This is a genomic window from Nocardioides rotundus (genome assembly GCF_019931675.1).
GTDB classification, from domain to species: domain Bacteria; phylum Actinomycetota; class Actinomycetes; order Propionibacteriales; family Nocardioidaceae; genus Nocardioides; species Nocardioides rotundus.
The window spans coordinates 1951395-1968694 of the sequence record NZ_CP082922.1; the positions used below are offsets into that span (position 1 = coordinate 1951395).

General features: G+C 71.9%; 18 protein-coding genes. 6 read left to right on the forward strand and 12 right to left on the reverse strand.

The window, feature by feature from the left end; translation table 11 throughout:
- Window positions 1-50 precede the first annotated feature (50 nt).
- On the forward strand, window positions 51-1493 hold the full coding sequence (locus K8W59_RS09760; RefSeq protein WP_223393460.1) for an IS1380 family transposase: 1443 nt from the start codon (window positions 51-53) through the stop codon (window positions 1491-1493).
- A gap of 127 nt (window positions 1494-1620) precedes the next feature.
- Here the strand turns inward: K8W59_RS09760 and K8W59_RS09765 are convergent, their stop codons facing one another.
- The 5 genes from K8W59_RS09765 to K8W59_RS09785 form a co-directional block, all read right to left on the reverse strand.
- Window positions 1621-2472 (reverse strand): helix-turn-helix domain-containing protein, encoded by an 852-nt coding sequence (locus K8W59_RS09765; RefSeq protein WP_223399646.1) that lies wholly within the window; start codon window positions 2470-2472, stop codon window positions 1621-1623.
- Window positions 2473-2644: 172 nt separating this feature from the next.
- Window positions 2645-3655: an NAD-dependent epimerase/dehydratase family protein gene (locus tag K8W59_RS09770; RefSeq protein WP_223399647.1), complete on the reverse strand. Its 1011-nt coding sequence runs from the start codon at window positions 3653-3655 to the stop codon at window positions 2645-2647.
- Window positions 3656-3720: 65 nt separating this feature from the next.
- Window positions 3721-4980, reverse strand: a complete 1260-nt coding sequence (locus K8W59_RS09775) for a M23 family metallopeptidase (RefSeq protein WP_223399648.1) — start codon at window positions 4978-4980, stop codon at window positions 3721-3723.
- Between the two features lie 162 nt (window positions 4981-5142).
- Window positions 5143-6039 carry an acyl-CoA thioesterase gene (locus tag K8W59_RS09780; RefSeq protein WP_223399649.1) on the reverse strand — a complete coding sequence of 299 codons (897 nt, stop codon included), beginning with the start codon at window positions 6037-6039 and terminating at the stop codon, window positions 5143-5145.
- 13 nt (window positions 6040-6052) lie between these two features.
- Window positions 6053-6967: a PAC2 family protein gene (locus K8W59_RS09785; RefSeq protein ID WP_223399650.1), complete on the reverse strand. Its 915-nt coding sequence runs from the start codon at window positions 6965-6967 to the stop codon at window positions 6053-6055.
- A gap of 139 nt (window positions 6968-7106) precedes the next feature.
- Here K8W59_RS09785 and K8W59_RS09790 point away from each other — a divergent pair, with 139 nt between their 5' ends.
- The 5 genes from K8W59_RS09790 (at window position 7107) to K8W59_RS09810 (ending at window position 11296) form a co-directional block, all read left to right on the forward strand.
- Window positions 7107-8651, forward strand: a complete 1545-nt coding sequence (locus K8W59_RS09790; protein WP_223399651.1) for a sodium-dependent transporter — start codon at window positions 7107-7109, stop codon at window positions 8649-8651.
- Window positions 8651-8779 (forward strand): methionine/alanine import family NSS transporter small subunit, encoded by a 129-nt coding sequence (locus K8W59_RS09795; protein WP_223399652.1) that lies wholly within the window; start codon window positions 8651-8653, stop codon window positions 8777-8779. Before K8W59_RS09790 ends, K8W59_RS09795 begins: the two co-directional genes overlap by 1 nt.
- Window positions 8780-8846: 67 nt before the next feature.
- Entirely contained in the window at window positions 8847-9545 is a 699-nt protein-coding gene (locus tag K8W59_RS09800) for a peptidoglycan-binding domain-containing protein (RefSeq protein WP_223399653.1), read from the forward strand.
- A gap of 94 nt (window positions 9546-9639) precedes the next feature.
- Window positions 9640-10164, forward strand: a complete 525-nt coding sequence (locus K8W59_RS09805; protein ID WP_223399654.1) for a SigE family RNA polymerase sigma factor — start codon at window positions 9640-9642, stop codon at window positions 10162-10164.
- A gap of 1 nt (window position 10165) precedes the next feature.
- Window positions 10166-11296, forward strand: a complete 1131-nt coding sequence (locus tag K8W59_RS09810; protein WP_223399655.1) for a hypothetical protein — start codon at window positions 10166-10168, stop codon at window positions 11294-11296.
- Window positions 11297-11309: 13 nt separating this feature from the next.
- On the opposite strand, the gene K8W59_RS09815 is transcribed toward K8W59_RS09810, so the two are convergent.
- Genes K8W59_RS09815 through K8W59_RS09845 form a run of 7 tightly spaced genes read right to left on the reverse strand, consistent with a single transcriptional unit; the run spans window position 11310 to window position 17281 of the window.
- A complete protein-coding gene (locus K8W59_RS09815) occupies window positions 11310-12686 on the reverse strand; it encodes a gluzincin family metallopeptidase (protein ID WP_223399656.1) in 1377 nt (458 codons plus the stop codon).
- Entirely contained in the window at window positions 12667-14571 is a 1905-nt protein-coding gene (gene dxs / locus K8W59_RS09820) for a 1-deoxy-D-xylulose-5-phosphate synthase (protein ID WP_223399657.1), read from the reverse strand. The genes K8W59_RS09815 and dxs overlap by 20 nt, the downstream gene beginning before the upstream one ends.
- A 22-nt stretch (window positions 14572-14593) precedes the next feature.
- The gene (locus K8W59_RS09825) at window positions 14594-15529 is read right to left on the reverse strand and encodes an SMP-30/gluconolactonase/LRE family protein (RefSeq protein ID WP_223399658.1); all 936 of its coding nucleotides are present in this window, start codon (window positions 15527-15529) and stop codon (window positions 14594-14596) included.
- Between the two features lie 43 nt (window positions 15530-15572).
- Window positions 15573-15986 (reverse strand): hypothetical protein, encoded by a 414-nt coding sequence (locus K8W59_RS09830; RefSeq protein WP_223399659.1) that lies wholly within the window; start codon window positions 15984-15986, stop codon window positions 15573-15575.
- A 32-nt stretch (window positions 15987-16018) separates the two neighbouring features.
- A complete protein-coding gene (locus tag K8W59_RS09835; RefSeq protein WP_223399660.1) occupies window positions 16019-16588 on the reverse strand; it encodes a GNAT family N-acetyltransferase in 570 nt (189 codons plus the stop codon).
- Window positions 16585-16989 carry a secondary thiamine-phosphate synthase enzyme YjbQ gene (locus tag K8W59_RS09840; RefSeq protein WP_223399661.1) on the reverse strand — a complete coding sequence of 135 codons (405 nt, stop codon included), beginning with the start codon at window positions 16987-16989 and terminating at the stop codon, window positions 16585-16587. Before K8W59_RS09840 ends, K8W59_RS09835 begins: the two co-directional genes overlap by 4 nt.
- A complete protein-coding gene (locus K8W59_RS09845; RefSeq protein ID WP_223399662.1) occupies window positions 16979-17281 on the reverse strand; it encodes a thiamine-binding protein in 303 nt (100 codons plus the stop codon). Before K8W59_RS09845 ends, K8W59_RS09840 begins: the two co-directional genes overlap by 11 nt.
- Between the last annotated feature and the right edge of the window lie 19 nt (window positions 17282-17300).

The following is a 17300-nucleotide window of genomic DNA, read 5'->3' on the forward strand; positions in this document are numbered from 1 at the left end:
TCTGAGTTCTTCAGGCAAAGATTCACACCGGCAGCAAGGGCATCTCTGGGATGAAACTCTCTCACACGGTTCGAGCGACGTCGGCAGCCTTCGATGATCCGAATCTCGTGTCGACTGGCGGCCTGGTCCCGGTGCTCGCGTTGGCCGACCGTGGTGGGCTGCGGGATCTGGCTGATACCCACCTCACGGTGCCCACGCACAAGGGCGCGAACGCCGGACTGAAGGTCGCCTCGCTCGTCGGTGGGATGGTCGCCGGCGCGGACTCGATCGATGACATGGCGCTGCTGCGGCACGGCGGGATGGGCCGGGTTTTCGCCCGCGCCTACGCGCCCTCGACGTTGGGCTCGTTCCTGCGAGCGTTCACCTTCGGCCACGTTCGTCAGCTCGACGCAGTCGCATCGAGGTTCCTGATCGCGGTGGCCGGACTCACCCGGCTCCTGGGCGCCGGGACCGGTCTTGGCGCCGGCACCGAGGAGTCAGGAGCCGGTGCCGGGTACGCGTTGCTCGACGTCGACGACACGATCATCGAGGTCCACGGCCACTCCAAGCAGGGCGCCGGGTTCGGCTACTCCGGTGTGCGCGGGCTCAACGCACTGCTGGCCACGCTCACGACCGCGACGACGGCGCCGGTGATCGTGGCCCAGCGGCTCCGCAAGGGCGCGGCGGGGTCGCCACGCGGCGCGAAGCGGCTGGTCGGCGACGCGGTGAGGACCGCCCGGCGACTGCTCGGCACGGGTCAGCTGGTCTTGGTCCGGATGGACTCGGCGTTCTACGGCCGCGGACCAGTCCACGCCGCCCTGGTCGGCGGCGCCGATGTGTCGGTCACGGTGCGGATGGACAAGGCCGTCAAGAAAGCGATCGCCACAATCGGCCACGACGCGTGGACCACCATCGAGTACACCGACGCCGTCTTCGACGAAACCTCGCAGAAGTGGATCTCTCGCGCCGAGGTCGCCGAGATTCCCTTCACCGCCTTCGCCGCGCAGAAGAAGTCCGAGCAGGTGCCCGGGCGGCTGGTGGTGCGTCGGATCCCCGACTTCAACGCCGAGAAGAACAAGGCAGCCGGCCAGGACACCCTGTTCGACGTGTGGCGCTTCCACGCGTTCTTCACCACCGCCGACCCCGTGCTCCTGGACACCGTCGCGGCGGACAAGACCCACCGCCATCACGCCGTCATCGAGCAGGTCCACGCCGACCTCAAAGGATCCGCGCTGGCCCACCTGCCGTCCGGAGTGTTCACCGCCAACGCCGCCTGGCTGGTGCTCGCCGTTATCGCGTTCAACCTCACCCGCGCCGCAGGCACCCTCGCCGCACCAGACCTGGCACGGGCGACCACCGCGACGATCCGACGCAAGCTGATCACCGTGCCCGCGAGGGTAGCGACCTCAGCGCGCCGGATCACCCTGCACCTGCCCCAAGCCTGGCCCTGGGAGAACGCCTGGACCGCCCTGTTCGACCGGGTCAGCGACCCGCCGCCCGGCCTCGCGGCCTGACCCACCCAGCAGCCACCGCTGCGCGACCCGAGGACCAAAGGACGACCCGGACAGCAAGGTCCGGCAGATCCCCACGCCCACAGCCGCTCACCCCACGGCGATCCGGATCACGCGATTACCACCAAGCTCATCGGTGGATCCGGGCTAAGGGACGCCGTTTGAGCCACTTTTGGACCCGCTGGTGGGCTCGCTCGTTCTTGCCGCAGGTTTGGGGGTGAGAGACCCGGGAGGTGATCGCGTGCACCCCGAGGTCGGTCAGGTTGCGCTCGAAGACACTGATCCACCCGCGTCGTTTGCCCGAGAACGCCGACCCGTTGTCGCTGAGCAGCTGGACGGGCAACCCGTAGCGTTCCACCGCCAGGCAGAAGGTCGCCCAGATGTCGCTGCCGTTCTCCGACACCGCTGCCTGCAGGGCCAAGTCCGTGCGCGAGCAGTCGTCGGTCAACTGCAGCACCGTGACCGTCTCGCCGGTGGCAAGCTGGTACTCAAACCCGTCGAACTGCCACAGCGCGTTGACCTCGCTGCGCTCGAAGCGCCGGGAGCCACGACGTGGCTTGCGTTGAGGAACCTTGACCAACTGGCCCCGCTGGTCGAAGACCCGATTGACCGTGGACCGAGCCGGCAACGGACGGTCGGCGGGCCAAGAGGAGGTCCCGGCCTCGATCTGTTCCTCCAACCGCATCAACACCGCGTCCGCGCCGTAGTCCCACCCCGCCTCGGCCTCGTGCTTACGGATCGCGATCAACACATCCTCAAGCGCGGCGGGGAGTCTTGTCGGTGAGCGCCGCGGGCGACGCGAGTCGGGGTAGAACCCCTCCACGCCACGGGCCCTGAACCGCTTCACATAGTCGTAGAACATCTTGCGGCTGATCCCCAGCTCGCGACAGATCCTCGACACGTTCTGCTTCGGACCCGGCGCGACGTGAGCAGCAACCGCTGCCGCCACCGCAGCATCCACGGCAACCCCATCTCTGGCCATCCCTGATAGTGACGACCAACCTCAGGTGTTACCGATGTCCCCGGACTTCAACTGTTACCGATGTGCTCGGACTTCACAGGAGAACCCCTTCCCCGGAACGTATGACGTTGTTGTCGCCCCCGCGATCAGGGGTAGCCGAGCCACGCCGTACGACGGCGCAGATGTGGCTGGGCTACCTCCCATCGGCGAGGGCGCGGGAGTACGCCGCCCACAGGCGCCGTTCGGCGGCGTCGTCCATCCCCTGGCGCCCGCGAGCGGTGCCCGACGGCATGCCCTCGGCCTGCACCCAGGTCCACGTGTCCCGGACGGTCGAGATCAGCGGGCGCGACACGAAGCCGGCCGCCTCGGCGGCAGCGGTGGAGGAGTCGTGCAGTGCCGCATGCTCGTGCTCGGGCGGCAGCCAGATCGGCAGCTCGGTCCACGGCGCCACGCCTGCCTCCGCGACGGCCTCCGGTGGGGCCCACACGAGCTCGGCGTCGCTGTCGGCCACCGAGCGGCACGCCTCCATCAGCTCCCCGAAGGTGTGCTCACCGGTGGGCGTGGTGACGTTGAAGGTGCCCGCGCGGCCGGCCGACGCTCCCGCGCGGATCCAGGCAGCAGCGTCGCGCGCGTCGACGTACTGGATGCCCCGCTCCGGCGGGCCCGGCACCGGGACCCGGTCTCCCCGCGAGATCCGTTCCAGCCAGAACGGCAACCGGCCCACGTTCTCGTACGGCCCGAGCACCAGCCCCACCCGCGCCAGGACGACGGGGCAGTCGGCCTCGAGCGCGGCCAGCTCGCCGCCGCGCTTCGCCCCCGGATAGAAGTCGGCGTCGGTCGACGCGGGGTCCCCGGGCCACAGCGGCGCCGACTCGTCCAACCCGGTGCGGAGAGGCGAGGCGTAGACCGACCGCGAGGAGACGTAGGTCCAGTGGCCGACCCGGCCGCGCAGCACCGAGACCGAGGTACGCACCGCGAGCGGCTCCAGCGACCAGGTGTCGACGACCGCGTCCCACTCCCCGGAGCCCAGCGCCTCGGTCAGCGCCGCCGGGTCCCGCCGATCGGCGTACCTCGCGTCCGCGCCCCCAGCAGGCGACCCGCTGGTGCCACTGGTCAGCGTGGTGACCTGGTCGCCGGCGGCGAGCAGCGTCTCCACCAGCGCGCGACCGACGAAGTGGGTGCCGCCGAGGACGAGGATGCGCATGGTGCGAGCCTGTCGCGGCGGCGCCGTACCGTCGAGCGTTCTTCGCGGCGGGCGTACGGCGTGGGTCAGCCCTTGGCCCGCCCGAACTGGATCGTCTCGGTGGAGAACTCGCCCCCGGTCGGCCGGGTGGCGATCCGCCGGCTGAAGGTGGAGGTGTTGGGGTCCCACACGCCGAGGTCGGTGTAGCCGTTGTTGTCCCAGTCTCCGGTGACAGCGATGCTGCCGGGCTTGCCGAACTTCACGGTGTAGGAGCGGCTGACCCAGTCCTTGCCGAGGATCCGCAGCGTGAACGTGCTGGTCTCGGCGTCGTAGGCGCCCACGTCGGCGATCCCGTCGGCGTTCCAGTCGCCGGTGACCGGCTTGTCGTCGCTGCCGCCGAAGCTGACGCTGTAGGTCTTGCCGTCGGCCATCCGCTTGATGAACGTGGTGCCGCGGCGCACGCCGACGTCCCAGACGCCGTCACCGTCCCAGTCGCCGACCACCGGAATGTCCCCGGCGCGGCCGAACTGGATGGTCGGCTGAGGACCGCGGCGCAGCACGAACGTGCTCGTGGAGGGGCGGTAGTACCCGACGTTGTCACGGCCGTTGCCGTCCCAGTCGCCCATGAGCGGGGTGTCGCTGCCCAGGCCGAAGCGCCGGATGGAGTCGGAGTCGCCCGGGCGGCGGGTCACGAACGTGCCCTCCTGCAGCCGGCGGAAGACGGTGAGGTCGGCTCGGCCGTCGAGCACCAGGTCGCCCGCGAGCGGGACGTTGGTGTCGGTGGGGGTCTGGATCGGCTCGGCCGGCGGCGTCGCGCAGTTCTGCGAGACCTGCGTCGTGCCGAAGACGAACGCCTTCCCGCCGAAGTACGGCCGGATCACGCTCGAGCCGGACCGGGTCTCGAAGTGCAGGTGCGGGCCGGTCGAGTTGCCGCTGGTGCCGACCCACCCGATGACGTCACCGCGGGAGACCTTCTGCTGACCTCGCACGTTGATCGCCGACATGTGGGCGTAGATCGTGTTCTCGTTGTTGGCGTGCTGGATCCGCACCCAGCGGCCGTACCCGCCGTTGTCGACGGGGTCCGCCACCGACACCACGCCGTCGGCGGCCGCCACCACGGGGTCGCCCACGTCGTCAGGCCGGTTCCAGTCGATCGCGTAGGAGCTGGGGCTGTGCCCGGAGCGGGTGGTGCCCGTCCAGCTCTGCTTGCACGGGAAGGGCATCTGGTAGGAGTTCGCCGGCGCGGCGCCGGCGGGCGCCGTCGGCAGCGCTGCCGCCATGCCGGCGAGCAGTCCCGCGGAGAGAGCGGCGCTGGCGGAGACACGGAGCGTCGTACGGGGGCGCATGAGGCAGTTCCTCGGGGGTCGGGGATGGGAGGCAGGACGCCCGTCACAACAGACTCATCCGTTGTCACAAGGAACTGGCGTCACACAATTCCCACACGTTAGGACACCCCGGCGTGTCTGTCACGAAACTACATCGATGTAATGGTAATGAGCGGAAACCGTTCACCCGGCGCGCAGTGCCTCGTCACCCGACGTTCCCGCATCGGAGCGATACCGGATCAGCCCCTCCTGGGCCACCGTCGCCACCAGCGTGCCGTCCTGGGTGAACACCCGCCCCAGTGCCAGGCCGCGCGCGCCCGACGCCGAGGGCGAGACCTGGTCGTAGAGCCACCACCGGTCGGCTCGGAACGGCCGGTGGAACCAGATCGTGTGGTCCAGCGACGCGGGCTGCAGCCGGGGGTTGGAGATGTCCATCCCGTGCGGGACGAGCGTGGCGCCCAGCAGTGTCAGGTCGGAGGCGTAGGTGAAGGCCGCGAGGTGCTCGGCGGGGTCGTCGGAGAGGTCGCCGTTGACCTTGATCCACAGCTGGGCGCGCGCCGGGTGCATCGGGTCCTCCGGGAGCCCGCGCGCGGAGTTGCCGAGGTAGCGCACGTCCAGGGCCGCCCACTCCTTGGCGAACGCCTCGGAGTCCGCGCCGCCCCGCGAGCGCATCAGGTCGTGGAAGCTCAGCCCCTGCTCGGGCGGCACCACGTCGGGCATCACGTCCTGGTGCTCGAAGCCCTCCTCGGGGCGCTGCATGTTGGCCGTGAGGTAGTAGATCGGGCGGCCGTGCTGCCGGGCGACGACCCGTCGGGTGGCGAAGCTGCGGCCGTCGCGCATCGCCTCGACGTCGTACACGATCGGCACGGCGGTGTCGCCGGGCCGCAGGAAGTAGGAGTGCAGCGAGTGCACGTGGAAGTCGGGGTCGACCGTGCGGATCGCAGCGATCAGGGCCTGGGCGGCCACCTGGCCGCCGAACACGCGCTGCCGGTCGGTCTGCGGCTGCCGGCCACGGAAGAGGTTGCGATCGATATCCTCGATGTCGAGCAGCTCGACCAGCTCGGAGGCGGAAGCGGGCACGGACGGATCTCCTTCACTCGTCCTCGTCGGGCCGGTCCAGGCCCGCGAGGAACTGCTCGAACTGCTGACCGATCTCCTCCCCCGTCGGCAGCGGCTGGTCGGTCGCCAGCAGGTTGCTGCCGCTCTCCTCCGCGGCGCGGAAGGTGTCGTACTGCTCCTCCAGGCCGGAGACGACCTGGGCGACCTCCTCGTCGGCGGCCAGCCGCCGGCCGATCTCCTCCTCGCGCTCGTCGGCGTCCTCCTGCAGCGCGGTCAGGTCCAGGGTCAGCCGGCCGCCGCGCTCCACCTGCTCCAGCAGGGTGACCGCCGCCCGGGGATAGTCCAGCTGCGCGAGGTAGTGCGGGACGTGCGCGACATAGCCGAGCGCGTCGTGACCCCACTCGCCGAGGCGGATCTCCAGCAGCGCCTGGGCGCTGGAGGGGATCCGCAGCTCGCCGCGCCACGGGCTCGCCTGCGTGAGCAGCGACGGGTCGTTGGCGTGCGGGGTGATCGCGATCGGGCGGGTGTGCGGCACCGCCATGGGCACCGAGCCGATCGACACGACACGCGTCACGCCCAGCCGCTCGACGACCTCGCGCACCGCGCCGCAGAAGGCCTCCCAGCGGTTGTCCGGCTCGGGTCCGCGCAGGAGGAGGTACGGCGTCCCGCCAGCGTCCGCGAGCAGCCGCACGACCAGCCGGGGCGCGTCGTACCCCGCGTAGTGGTCCCGCACGAAGGACATCGCCGGGCGCCGGGCGCGGTAGTCGTGGAACTGGTCGACGTCGAAGGTGGCGACGACCCGGGTGTCGCTGGTGCGCTCGAGCTGGGCCGCGGCGTGCGCCGCCGCCTGGCCGGCGTCGAGGAAGCCGTCCAGCGCCAGCACCATGGTCAGGTCGTCGACCCCGTCGAGCTCGGGGACCTCGTCCACGATGTGCACCAGCCTGCTCAACGACGCGCCCTTCTCTCGACCCCGTCCGGAGGGCCAAGCCTACGGGCGCGCCCGGATCGCTGTCGCGACACCCCGCGAGACGTCTAGGCCCCGGGTGCAGGCGTAGGACAGACTGATCGGCCAGGAAGGGAGTCCACGCATGACGAGTACGAGCGCCCCGGCCGAGGAGAAGCGCGGAAGCTTCTCCTCCCGACGGGTCTTCATCCTGGCAGCCATCGGGTCAGCCGTGGGGCTGGGGAACATCTGGCGGTTCCCCTATGTCGCCTACGAGAACGGCGGGGGCGCGTTCGTGATCCCCTACCTGGTCGCCCTGTTGACGGCCGGGCTGCCGTTCCTCTTCCTCGACTACGCCGTCGGGCACCACTACCGCGGCTCGGCGCCGCTCTCCTTCCGCCGGATCGCGCGCTGGGCCGAGCCGCTGGGCTGGTGGCAGGTCGGGATCACCTTCGTGATCGCCGTCTACTACGCCGCCGTCATCGCGTGGGCCGGCCGCTACATGTTCTTCTCCCTGGACCAGGCCTGGGGCGGCGACCCGGAGGCCTTCCTGTTCGGGGAGTTCCTGCAGGCGGGCGACCCGGGCATCGGGTTCGACTACGTCAGCGGGGTGACCATCCCGCTGGTGCTCGTGTGGGTGGTGACCCTGGTCGTCCTCGCGCTCGGCGTGCAGCGCGGCATCGGCGCCACCGCGGTGGTGTTCATCCCCATCCTGCTGGTCGCGTTCGCCGCTCTGGTCGTCGTGGCGCTCACCCTCGACGGCGCCGGCACCGGCCTCGACGCGCTCTTCACCCCCGACTGGGCCGCCCTGACCGAGACCAGCGTGTGGGTGGCGGCGTTCGGGCAGATCTTCTTCTCGCTCTCCGTCGGCTTCGGCATCATGATCACCTACGCCTCCTACGTCGACCGGAAGAGCGACATGACCGGCTCCGGCCTGGTGGTCGGCTTCGCCAACTCCGGCTTCGAGCTGCTGGCCGGCATCGGCGTCTTCGCCGCCCTGGGCTTCATGGCCACCGCGGCGGGTGTCGGCGTCAACGAGGTCGCCACCGACGGGCTCGGCCTCGCCTTTATCGCCTTCCCGACGATCATCAGCGAGGCGCCGGGCGGTGCGCTGATCGGCGTCCTGTTCTTCGGCTCGCTGGTCATCGCCGGCCTCACCTCGCTGATCAGCGTGATCGAGGTGCCCATCTCCGCGGTGCGCGACAAGTTCCAGCTCGGCCGCGTGGCTGCCTCGATGGCGGTGGGCCTGCCGGCCGCCGTCCTCAGCATCGTGCTGCTGGGCACCACCACCGGCGTCTACGTCCTGGACGTGGTGGACCACTTCATCAACCAGTTCGGCATCCTCCTGGTCGCCGTCGTCAGCATGGTGGCGCTCAGCTGGATCTTCGGCAGGACCCGGCTGCTGCAGCGGCACCTCAACCGCACCGGGTCGGTCCGGCTGGGCGCCTGGTGGCGCTGGCTGATCGGCATCGTCACCCCGATCGTGCTCACCTTCATCCTGGTCCGCGAGTTCATCGCCAACATCGAGGAGCCCTACGAGGGCTACCCCGGCTGGCTGCTCGGCTCACTGGGCTGGGGTCTCTGCGCCGCGGTGATCCTGCTCTCGATCCCGCTGTCGCTGCTGCCCTGGCGCAGGGACGTCGACCTGAGCGATCCCGAGCCACTGGAGACCAGGGAAGGGAGGGCGTGATGTCCGGATCCGCGATCGTGATGATGCTCGTGGCGATGCTCGTCCTGTGGGGCGGCCTCGCGTGGGCGATCATCCACCTGATGCAGAGCGACCGGGCGACGGCCGCGGAGGCCCGACGCGACCTCTGAGGCGACGGCGACAACCCCACGGCGGTTGGGTGCATCCTAAGGAGCACACCGAACCCGAGGAGACGCCATGAACCGCCGACCGGCCTTCTGGGCCCCCACCCTCGTGCTGGCGTTCATCGCCAGCGTCCTGCTGGCGACGCCTGCGGGCGCCTCCGAGCCCTGGGTCGAGCGCGCGCAGCAGCGGCTCAACGCGCTGCGCTGCGACTCCGGCCCGGTCGACGGGGTGATGGGGCGCCACACCAGGTCCGCCATCCACCGGTTCCAGTCCCGGCACGGCCTGGCCCAGACCGGAGAGCTGAACGACGCGACGCGGCAGCGGCTCTACTCCGCCACGGCCAAGCGCTGCGACCTCCGCCCGGTGCCTGCACGGTCCGGCACCGGCCGGCGGATCGTGCTGAGCCAGAGGCAGAACTGGGTCTGGCTGGTCGGCCCCGCCGGTGGCGTGGTCGCCCAGGGGCCGATGATCGACAACCCCGCGGAGGTCTCTCCCGGCACCTATCGCAGCGGCTCCTACTGCGGCCGCGCCGGCAGGATCGCGGCGAACCGGTCCTACAACCGGCTGATCCTGCGCAACTTCGTCCGCTGGGCCCCCTGCGGCATCGGCTTCCACCGCGTCCCGCAGTACGAGTCGGGAGCGCAGATCCACGCCGACTGGCTGCTCGGCACCAACCTGGACCGGTCGGCGGGGTGCATCCGCCTCACCCGCGGGCTCTCCCGCAGGATCTGGGACTTCACCACGACCCGGACCACCGTCCGGGTGAAGTGAAGCGGCCGAGCGGCCGAACCTTCCACCCGCCTCGTCTCGTCTGCTGTAGTACGACGCCACACCACGGTGGCGTCGATCACGATGGGGGTGAGGCATGGCGCGACGCAATGCCAGCGCATTCGGTGACTTCGCGATCGCCAGGTCCGCCGCGCTGCACCGGGCGGCGTACCTCATGGTGGGCGACGTCCAGTTGGCCCAGGATCTCGTCCAGGAGGCCCTCACCACGACGTACGTCGCGTGGCCGCGACTGCGGGATCCCGCGAACGCCGAGGCTTACGCGCGCAAGGTGATCAGCACGACCGCGATCACCTGGTTCCGCCGGCGGTCCTGGGGCGAGCGCCCCACCGACGAGCTCCCCGAACCCCATCTCGACGGGCTGGCCGACCAGGTCGCCCGCCACGAGACCCTCTGGGCGGCGCTGCAGCAGCTCCCGCCCCGCCAACGGGTGGCGGTGGTCCTGCGCTACTACGAGGACCTGACCGAGGCCCAGACCGCCGCGGCGATGGACTGCGCCGTCGGCACCGTCAAGAGCCAGGTCTCGGCCGCCCTGCGCACGCTGCGGCGCGAGCTCGGCGACGACCCCGCCCTTCTCCCCCACGACCCGATCGAGGTGAGCTGAGATGACCTCCCTGCTTGAAGAGACCCTGCGTGAGCGTGCCGACCGGCTCGATGTGCCGCAACCGGACATCGAGGCGATCGTCCGCGCCGGGGACCGGCGCGTCGCCCGGCGGCGTACGGCGTGGCTCGGGGGCGCCGTCGCGGCGGTCACCGCCACGGCGCTGGTGCTCCCGACCCTGTCCGGCGACGCGCGCGACACGGGGAGCGACCGGCCCACGAGCCGGTTCGCGGCCGCCTTCGCGGCCAACGACCCCACCTACGCCGTCGGGCGGACCGTGCACGTCGACGGGCGCACCTTCCAGCTGACCGAGCCGGTCCGGGCGTTCGTGCAGACCGACGCCGGCGTCGTCTACGCGGACCCCGACGGCGTGGTCCGCGCCTCCGACGGCGAGCGAGAGACCGAGCTGGGGCGGTTGACGTTCCGCCGCGGCGACCGGGCCCTGGCCGCCGACGGCAGCCTGGCCGCCTGGGTCGAGGCCGGCGAGACGCCTCGGCTGGCCGTCGTGGACCAGCGCACCGGAGAGGTGACCCGGACCGACCTGCAGCCCGGCAGCCTGAGCCCCGAGATCGACATCCCGGCCCGGGTGGCCGCCGTCGACGACGGCGCCGTCTATGTCCAAGACGACCGGGGTCTGTCCGTGTGGCGCGAGGGCCGCACCGAGACCGTGCTCCCGGGCGCCGACGGACGCCGGATGCAGCTGGACGACGTCCAGAGCGGGGTGCTCGCGTGGCGGGACGACTCGGGGAGCTACCGGGTCGGTCGCAGCCTCTCCGACCCGGTGACGGTGCGGGCCTACGGCATCGGCACCCTCTCTCCCGACGGCTCGCGGCTGGCGGTGGAGGTGACCGACGGCGATCCCGGGCTCTTCGACACCCGGACGGGCCGGAAGCTCCCCGAGCCGGACACCGGCTACGCCTTCCAGCTCGTCTACGGATGGGTCGATGCCGACACCTATGTCGCGGTGGGCATCCCCGACGTCAACGAGCGCGGCACGGCCCCGGACGGTGGCTGGACCGTGGACCTGCTCACCTGCTCGGTGCCCACGTCCTCGTGCGAGACCGCGCCGACCAAGCTCCAGCCGGCCAGCGACGGGTCCGCCATCCCGATCGGGATGGACTGGAGCGACGGCTGAGCACGAGGGGGCGTCAGCCGGAGGAGGTCGCGCGAGGCGACGGCGACGGTGATGATGAGGGCGACCGGCTCGGGCGCGGCTCCCGGACGCCGCCCTCGCGCAGCACCAGTCGCCGGGCGCCGCGAGCGACCTGCTCGGGTGAGACGCCGAGGGTCTCTCGCAGGACCGTGCTCGGGTCGGCCTGCGCCCCCGCCGCCCGGAACCGGGAGATGAGCGTCCAGACGGCACCCTCGCCGTAGGACCGCGCGAGGTACTCGCACAGCCACCAGGAGACGCCGTACGCCGCCCGCGAGCGGTCGCCGGTGAAGGCGGAGGCGTCCGGGAGGCGGAGCGGCCCCGCCTCGGCAGCCGCGACGGTGGCGTCGGGAGGTGTGCGGTCGGCAGGACCGAGCGCCTGGGCGGAGACCCATTCCGCGGACCCTTCGGCCAGCCAGAGGGGTACGGCGTCGCCCAGTGGCCCGGTCGCCACATGGGTCAGCTCGTGCCGGACCAGCCGGTCCAACGCCGGCCCCGACGACTCCAGGACCCGCGGGCTCAGCACGAACCGGCTGGCGGCCGGACGGGCGCCCAGCCCCGGGACGGTGAAGGTGAGGGCGTCCACGCGGTCGGTGTCCCCGGACCGCGCGGCGGGCAGGCTGCCGAGGAAGCGGCCATCGGAGAGGGCGTAGACGACGACCGAGCGGGGCCAGGCTGTCGGAACCCGCGGCCTGACGTCCGCCGTACCCCTCCGCACGGAGGCCAGCACGTCAGGTGCCCACGCGTCACTGCCGGGGTCGAAGACGCCGAGCACGGACCCCCTCCGCCGCGCCACGATCGGTCCGAGGTCCCACGGCTGCGCGCCCGACTCCCCCAGCGACACGTCGGTGATCCGGATCCCGGCAGGCTCCCGCCGGAAGGTCATCCGGGCCCGCGATCGAGTTGGCCCGGCGTCGTAGCCGTCGAGCTGCAACAGCAGGTCCACCACGGCGGTGTAGTCCCGGCCGGTCCGCATCAGCGAGGCGGGGTCCAGGACGTACTGCACCCGGGTCAGCGGCAGCTGGGCGAGGTTCTGCTGGTACTCCCGCTGCTCCTCGGCGAAGCCCGGCGAGCCGCCCAACGTGCTTTGGAAGGCGGCGACGTCCCGCCCCATCAGGGCCTGCGCCCGGGCGTCGAGGACCGTGCGGATCTCGGCCAGCGTGTCCGGGGCGCTCTGCACTCGGCGCGGACGGTCCCGGCGCGCCTTGCCCGGCCGCGCGCCCGGCTGCTTCTTCCCGGCCTGCCCCTGATCGGTGGTGGCGGCCGAGGGCGGCGGTGCGGTGTCGTCGGCACACCCCACGACCGACGTCGCCACCAGGGCCCAGGTCAGGACCGCGGCCAGCCGCCGCATCGCCTCAGGGCCGGATCCTGACATCGGCGAGCGTCGAGTCCTCCGCCGCCGCGCTCATCGCCTCGACCGTGTCCCGGGCGATCGCCTGCGGCGTCAGCCCGATGCGCTCGAGGATCGCGCCCCGCTTGGCGTGGTCCAGGAACTCCTGCGGGATGCCGTGGACGCGGACCGGCGTCGTCACGCCCTCGCTGTTGAGGGTCGAGAGCAGGGTGGCGCCGACACCGCCGACGACCCCGTTGTCCTCGATGGTCACGACCAGCCGGTGCTCGTCGGCCAGCCGGACCAGGGCCGGGTCGACCGGCTTGACCCACCGCGGGTCGACGACCGTGGCGCCGATGCCCTGGGCGGCGAGCCGCTCGCCGACGTCGACGGCGGTGGTCGCCATGGCGCCCACCCCGACCACGAGCACGTCCTTGGGCCCGCTGCGCAGCAGGATGTCGCAGTCGCCGGCGCGGTCGACGCGCTCGATGTCCTCGGGCGGCGGGCCCTTGGGGAAGCGCACCACAGTGGGGGCGTCGTCGACCTGCACCGCCTCGCGCACCAGGTCGCGCAGCCGGGTGACGTCACGGGGCGCGGCGAGCCGCAGCCCCGGCACGATCTGCAGCAGCGACAGGTCCCACATGCCGTTGTGGCTCGCCCCGTCGTCGCCGGTCACACCGGAGCGGTCCAGCACGAAGGTGACGCCGCAGCGGTGCAGCGCACAGTCCATCAGCACCTGGTCGAAGGCCCGGTTGAGGAAGGTCGCGTAGAGCGCGAACACCGGGTGCAGGCCGCCCATCGCGAGTCCGGCGGCGCTGGTGGCGCCGTGCTGCTCGGCGATGCCGACATCGAAGGTGCGCTCGGGGAAGCGCGCGGCGAAGGCGTCCAGGCCCACCGGGTGCATCATTGCGGCGGTGACGCCGACGACGTCGGGCCGCTCCTCGCCCAGCTCGACCATCACGTCGGAGAAGTGGTCGGTCCAGATCCGGCCCTTGGGCTGCTCCGCGCCGGTCTGGACGTCGAAGGGGCCCGGCCCGTGGAACAGGTCGGCCTCGTGGCGCTCGGCGGGGTCGTAGCCGAAGCCCTTGCGGGTGATCGCGTGCACGATCACCGGGCCGTCGAACCGCTTGGCCTTCTCCAGCGCCTGCTCGAGCGCGGTCCGGTCGTGCCCGTCGACGGGGCCGACGTACTTCAGGCCGAGGTCCTCGAAGAGGCCCTGCGGCGCCAGCGCGTCCTTCATCCCCTTCTTGACCGCGTGCAGCGCGTCGTACGCCGCATGGCCGATACCGGGGACCGCATTGAGGCGCTTCTTGACCTGGTCGAGCACCTGCTCGTAGCGGGGGTTGGTCCGCAGCGTGGTGAGGGCGTTCGCCAGCCCGCCGACGGTCGGGGTGTAGGAGCGGCCGTTGTCGTTGACCACGATCACCAGCCGGCTGTCCTGCTGCACCGCGATGTTATTGAGCGCCTCCCAGGCCATCCCGCCGGTGAGCGCCCCGTCGCCGACCACGGCCACGACGTGCCGGTTCTCGCCGCGGATCCGGAAGGCCTTGGCGAGCCCGTCGGCGTAGGACAGCGCGGTCGAGGCGTGGGAGTTCTCCACCAGGTCGTGCTCGGACTCCGCCTGGCTGGGGTATCCGCTGATGCCGCCCTCGTGCCGGAGCTTCTCGAAGCCCGCCATCCGCCCGGTCAGCAGCTTGTGGACATACGCCTGGTGCCCGGTGTCGAAGACGACCCGGTCCCGCGGGGAGTCGAAGATGCGGTGCACCGCCAGGGTGAGCTCCACGACACCGAGGTTCGGGCCCAGGTGGCCCCCCGTGCGCGCACAGGTGGAGATGAGGAAGTCGCGGACCTCCGCGGCGAGCTGCTCCAGCTGCTCGTCGGAGAGGTCACGCAGGTCCTGCGGCGCGGTGATTCGCTCCAGATGCCCCATAGCCAGCGAGTCTAACCGCCGGTCAGCGGTCCACGACCGCCACGGCGGGCTCGTGCAGGCTGCCGAGCCAGACCCGGCCGTCGTGCTCGCGCACCCCGGTCACCATGTGGAAGTCCGGCGTGGACACGTCCAGGTCGTGCACGAGCGTGCCGCGGTCGTCGTACGCCTGCGCGCGGACGGTGCGCCGGGGCTTGGGCTGGATCCGCTCCGGCACCAACGTCGCGACCCGGCGCAGCGGGGCCGGAGCGCCGTGCAGCCGCTCCACGACGGCGTCGGTGGGCGAGGCGAGGGCCACCCAGATCAGCCCGTCGGAGCCGCGGGCGATGTTGTCGGGATAGCCCGGCAGGCCCTGGACCAGGTAGTCGCGGGTGCCCTCGCGCGGGCCCGACACCCAGTGGCGTACGACGGTCCGCGCGCCCGTCTCGGCCACGGCCACGTAGTCGCCGGAGGCCGACAGCGCGACGCCGTTGGCGAAGGCGAGGCCGTCCAGCGCGACGCCGATCCGGCCGTCCGGGCCGCGGCGGAGCAGCCGGCCGGTGCAGGTGTTGCGGACGAAGTCCTCCTTCCACTCCTCGATGCCGTGGTGCCGCGAGGAGTCGGTGAACCAGATGGTGCCGTCAGGGGCGATCGCCGCGTTGTTGCAGAACCGCATCGGCTCGCCGCCGACCTCGGTCACCAGCTCCTCGACCTCGCCCGAGTCCACTCGCACCACCAGCAGACCCCGGCGGGCGTCGCAGACGAGCAGGTCGCCGTCGTCGAAGAGCTCCAGGCCGAGCGGGCGTCCGCCGGTGCGGGCGACCTGCTCGACCCGCCTGCCGTCGTGGGAGAGTCGCCAGACCGAGCCCTCCTCGGTGCCGGTGTAGACGGAGCCCTCGTGGCGCCCTGAGGGCACCACGACGACGTCCTCGGCTCCCATGGCGGGGACAGGGTGGACGGTGATCCTCGGCGTCGCACTCATCCGCCCCATCCTGGCATCCCGCTCCGCCGGACGATGAGGGGACTCAGAGCCGCGCCACGAACCGGCGGCCGCGGATCGCCTCCTCGACCAGCCCGACGGCGCGGCGGACCCCGAGCAGCCGGGCGTCCTCCAGGAGGAAGGTCTGCACGGCGGCCTCCACGACGGCCTCGTCGGCGACGTCGCGCAGATCCGCGCGCGCCTCGCTCAGCCCGCGCCGCACCGCCGCCTGCTCGGCCTCCACGTGCAGGACCGCGAACCGGGCCAGGACCACCAGGTGCCGGCGCAGACCGGTGTAGCGGCGGTAGTCCGGCGGGCAGAGGTCCAGCAGCCACTCGACCGCGGTGTGCTCCCAGCCCGGCACTCCGGGCGGGCGCACCTCGCGCGGCCAGCCGGGGGGCGCCACGCCGTCACGGCCCTGGGGGACGGTGCGCCGCGGCTTCTCGGGGATCGGGAACACCCCAGCAGTCTATCGAACAGATGTTCGATGCCTCAATCGCCCAGCAGCTCCCGGAGGCGGGACAGCTCGGGGTCGCGCAGCCCCGCGGCGTGGGCGGCCCAGAAGGCATCGGGGTAGACCAGCCGCCCGCTGGCGTCCGGGTCCTGCAGCACCGCGACCTGGAAGGCCGGGGCGGGGATCCGGCTCGTGGGCGCGAGGAAGCCACGCCGGTCGGCACGCTCGAAGCCGCGGGCGCCGTAGTAGTCCGGGGCACCCTCGAGGAAGACCAGCGCCTCCCCCGCGGCGCGGGCGGCGTCCAGGGCGGCGGCGATGAGCTCCGTACCGATGCCGCCCTGTTGATAGTCCGGAGCCACGCCCAGCGGGCTGAGCACCAGCACGTCGACCACCCGGAGGTCGTCGTCCACCCAGCCGCGATTGAGCATCACGTGCCCGACGACCGTCGCCCCGTCGGTGGCGACCAGCTCGTGCCAGGCTCGGCGGGTCGCGCGCAGCTCCTCGACCACGTCGGCCACGCCCGGCTCCTCGGCGAACGCGGCGAGGATCACCTCGCGGATCGCGTCGTGGTCGTCCGCCGTGGCCGGGCGGATCTCGATGCCGCTCATCCGGCGAGGAAGTCCAGCCGCACGGTGCGGTCGGCGTTGTCCACGTTGAGGTCGACCAGGCAGATGGACTGCCAGGTGCCGAGCGCGAGACGCCCGTCGTCGACCGGGACGGTGGCGTACGGCGGCACCAGCGCCGGCATGACGTGCGAGCGGCCGTGTCCGCGCGACCCGTGCCGGTGCTCCCAGCGGTCGTCGGCGGGCAGCAGGTCGCCCAGCGACGACAGCAGGTCGTCGTCGGAGCCGGCGCCGGTCTCGATGATCGCGATGCCCGCGGTGGCGTGCGGCACGAAGACGTGCAGCAGCCCGTCGCCCCGGCCCTGGACGAAGTCGGCGCAGTCGCGGGTCAGGTCGCGGACGACCTCGTCGCCGCCCGTGCGGACCTGCAGGCTCTCAGTCTCCACGGAGCGCCTCCTCGACCCGCTCGACCTTCGCGGTGAGCTGGCCCTCGTATCCGGGCCGGATGTCGGCCTTGAGCACCAGGCTGACCCGCGGGGAGGTCTCGGCGAGGACGTCCACGGCGCGCTTGATCACCGCCATCACCTCGTCCCACTCCCCCTCGATGTTGGTGAACATGCTGTTGGTCTCGTTGGGCAGCCCGGAGTCGCGGACCACCTGGACGGCGCGGGCGACGCCCTCGCTGACCGATCCGGAGTCGTCCCGGCTGGACGGTGAGATGGAGAACGCGACGATCATGGGACGAGCCTACGCAGGC

Excerpts from the sequence above, each read along its gene's own strand:
- K8W59_RS09760 (WP_223393460.1), top strand. The coding sequence starts at position 51 with ATGAAACTCTCTCACACGGTTCGAGCGACGTCGGCAGCCTTCGATGAT.
- K8W59_RS09765 (WP_223399646.1), bottom strand. The coding sequence starts at position 2,472 with ATGGCCAGAGATGGGGTTGCCGTGGATGCTGCGGTGGCGGCAGCGGTT.
- K8W59_RS09770 (WP_223399647.1), bottom strand. The coding sequence starts at position 3,655 with ATGCGCATCCTCGTCCTCGGCGGCACCCACTTCGTCGGTCGCGCGCTG.
- K8W59_RS09775 (WP_223399648.1), bottom strand. The coding sequence starts at position 4,980 with ATGCGCCCCCGTACGACGCTCCGTGTCTCCGCCAGCGCCGCTCTCTCC.
- K8W59_RS09790 (WP_223399651.1), top strand. The coding sequence starts at position 7,107 with ATGACGAGTACGAGCGCCCCGGCCGAGGAGAAGCGCGGAAGCTTCTCC.
- K8W59_RS09795 (WP_223399652.1), top strand. The coding sequence starts at position 8,651 with ATGTCCGGATCCGCGATCGTGATGATGCTCGTGGCGATGCTCGTCCTG.
- K8W59_RS09800 (WP_223399653.1), top strand. The coding sequence starts at position 8,847 with ATGAACCGCCGACCGGCCTTCTGGGCCCCCACCCTCGTGCTGGCGTTC.
- K8W59_RS09805 (WP_223399654.1), top strand. The coding sequence starts at position 9,640 with ATGGCGCGACGCAATGCCAGCGCATTCGGTGACTTCGCGATCGCCAGG.
- K8W59_RS09810 (WP_223399655.1), top strand. The coding sequence starts at position 10,166 with ATGACCTCCCTGCTTGAAGAGACCCTGCGTGAGCGTGCCGACCGGCTC.
- K8W59_RS09815 (WP_223399656.1), bottom strand. The coding sequence starts at position 12,686 with ATGTCAGGATCCGGCCCTGAGGCGATGCGGCGGCTGGCCGCGGTCCTG.
- dxs (WP_223399657.1), bottom strand. The coding sequence starts at position 14,571 with ATGGGGCATCTGGAGCGAATCACCGCGCCGCAGGACCTGCGTGACCTC.
- K8W59_RS09825 (WP_223399658.1), bottom strand. The coding sequence starts at position 15,529 with ATGAGTGCGACGCCGAGGATCACCGTCCACCCTGTCCCCGCCATGGGA.
- K8W59_RS09835 (WP_223399660.1), bottom strand. The coding sequence starts at position 16,588 with ATGAGCGGCATCGAGATCCGCCCGGCCACGGCGGACGACCACGACGCG.
- K8W59_RS09845 (WP_223399662.1), bottom strand. The coding sequence starts at position 17,281 with ATGATCGTCGCGTTCTCCATCTCACCGTCCAGCCGGGACGACTCCGGA.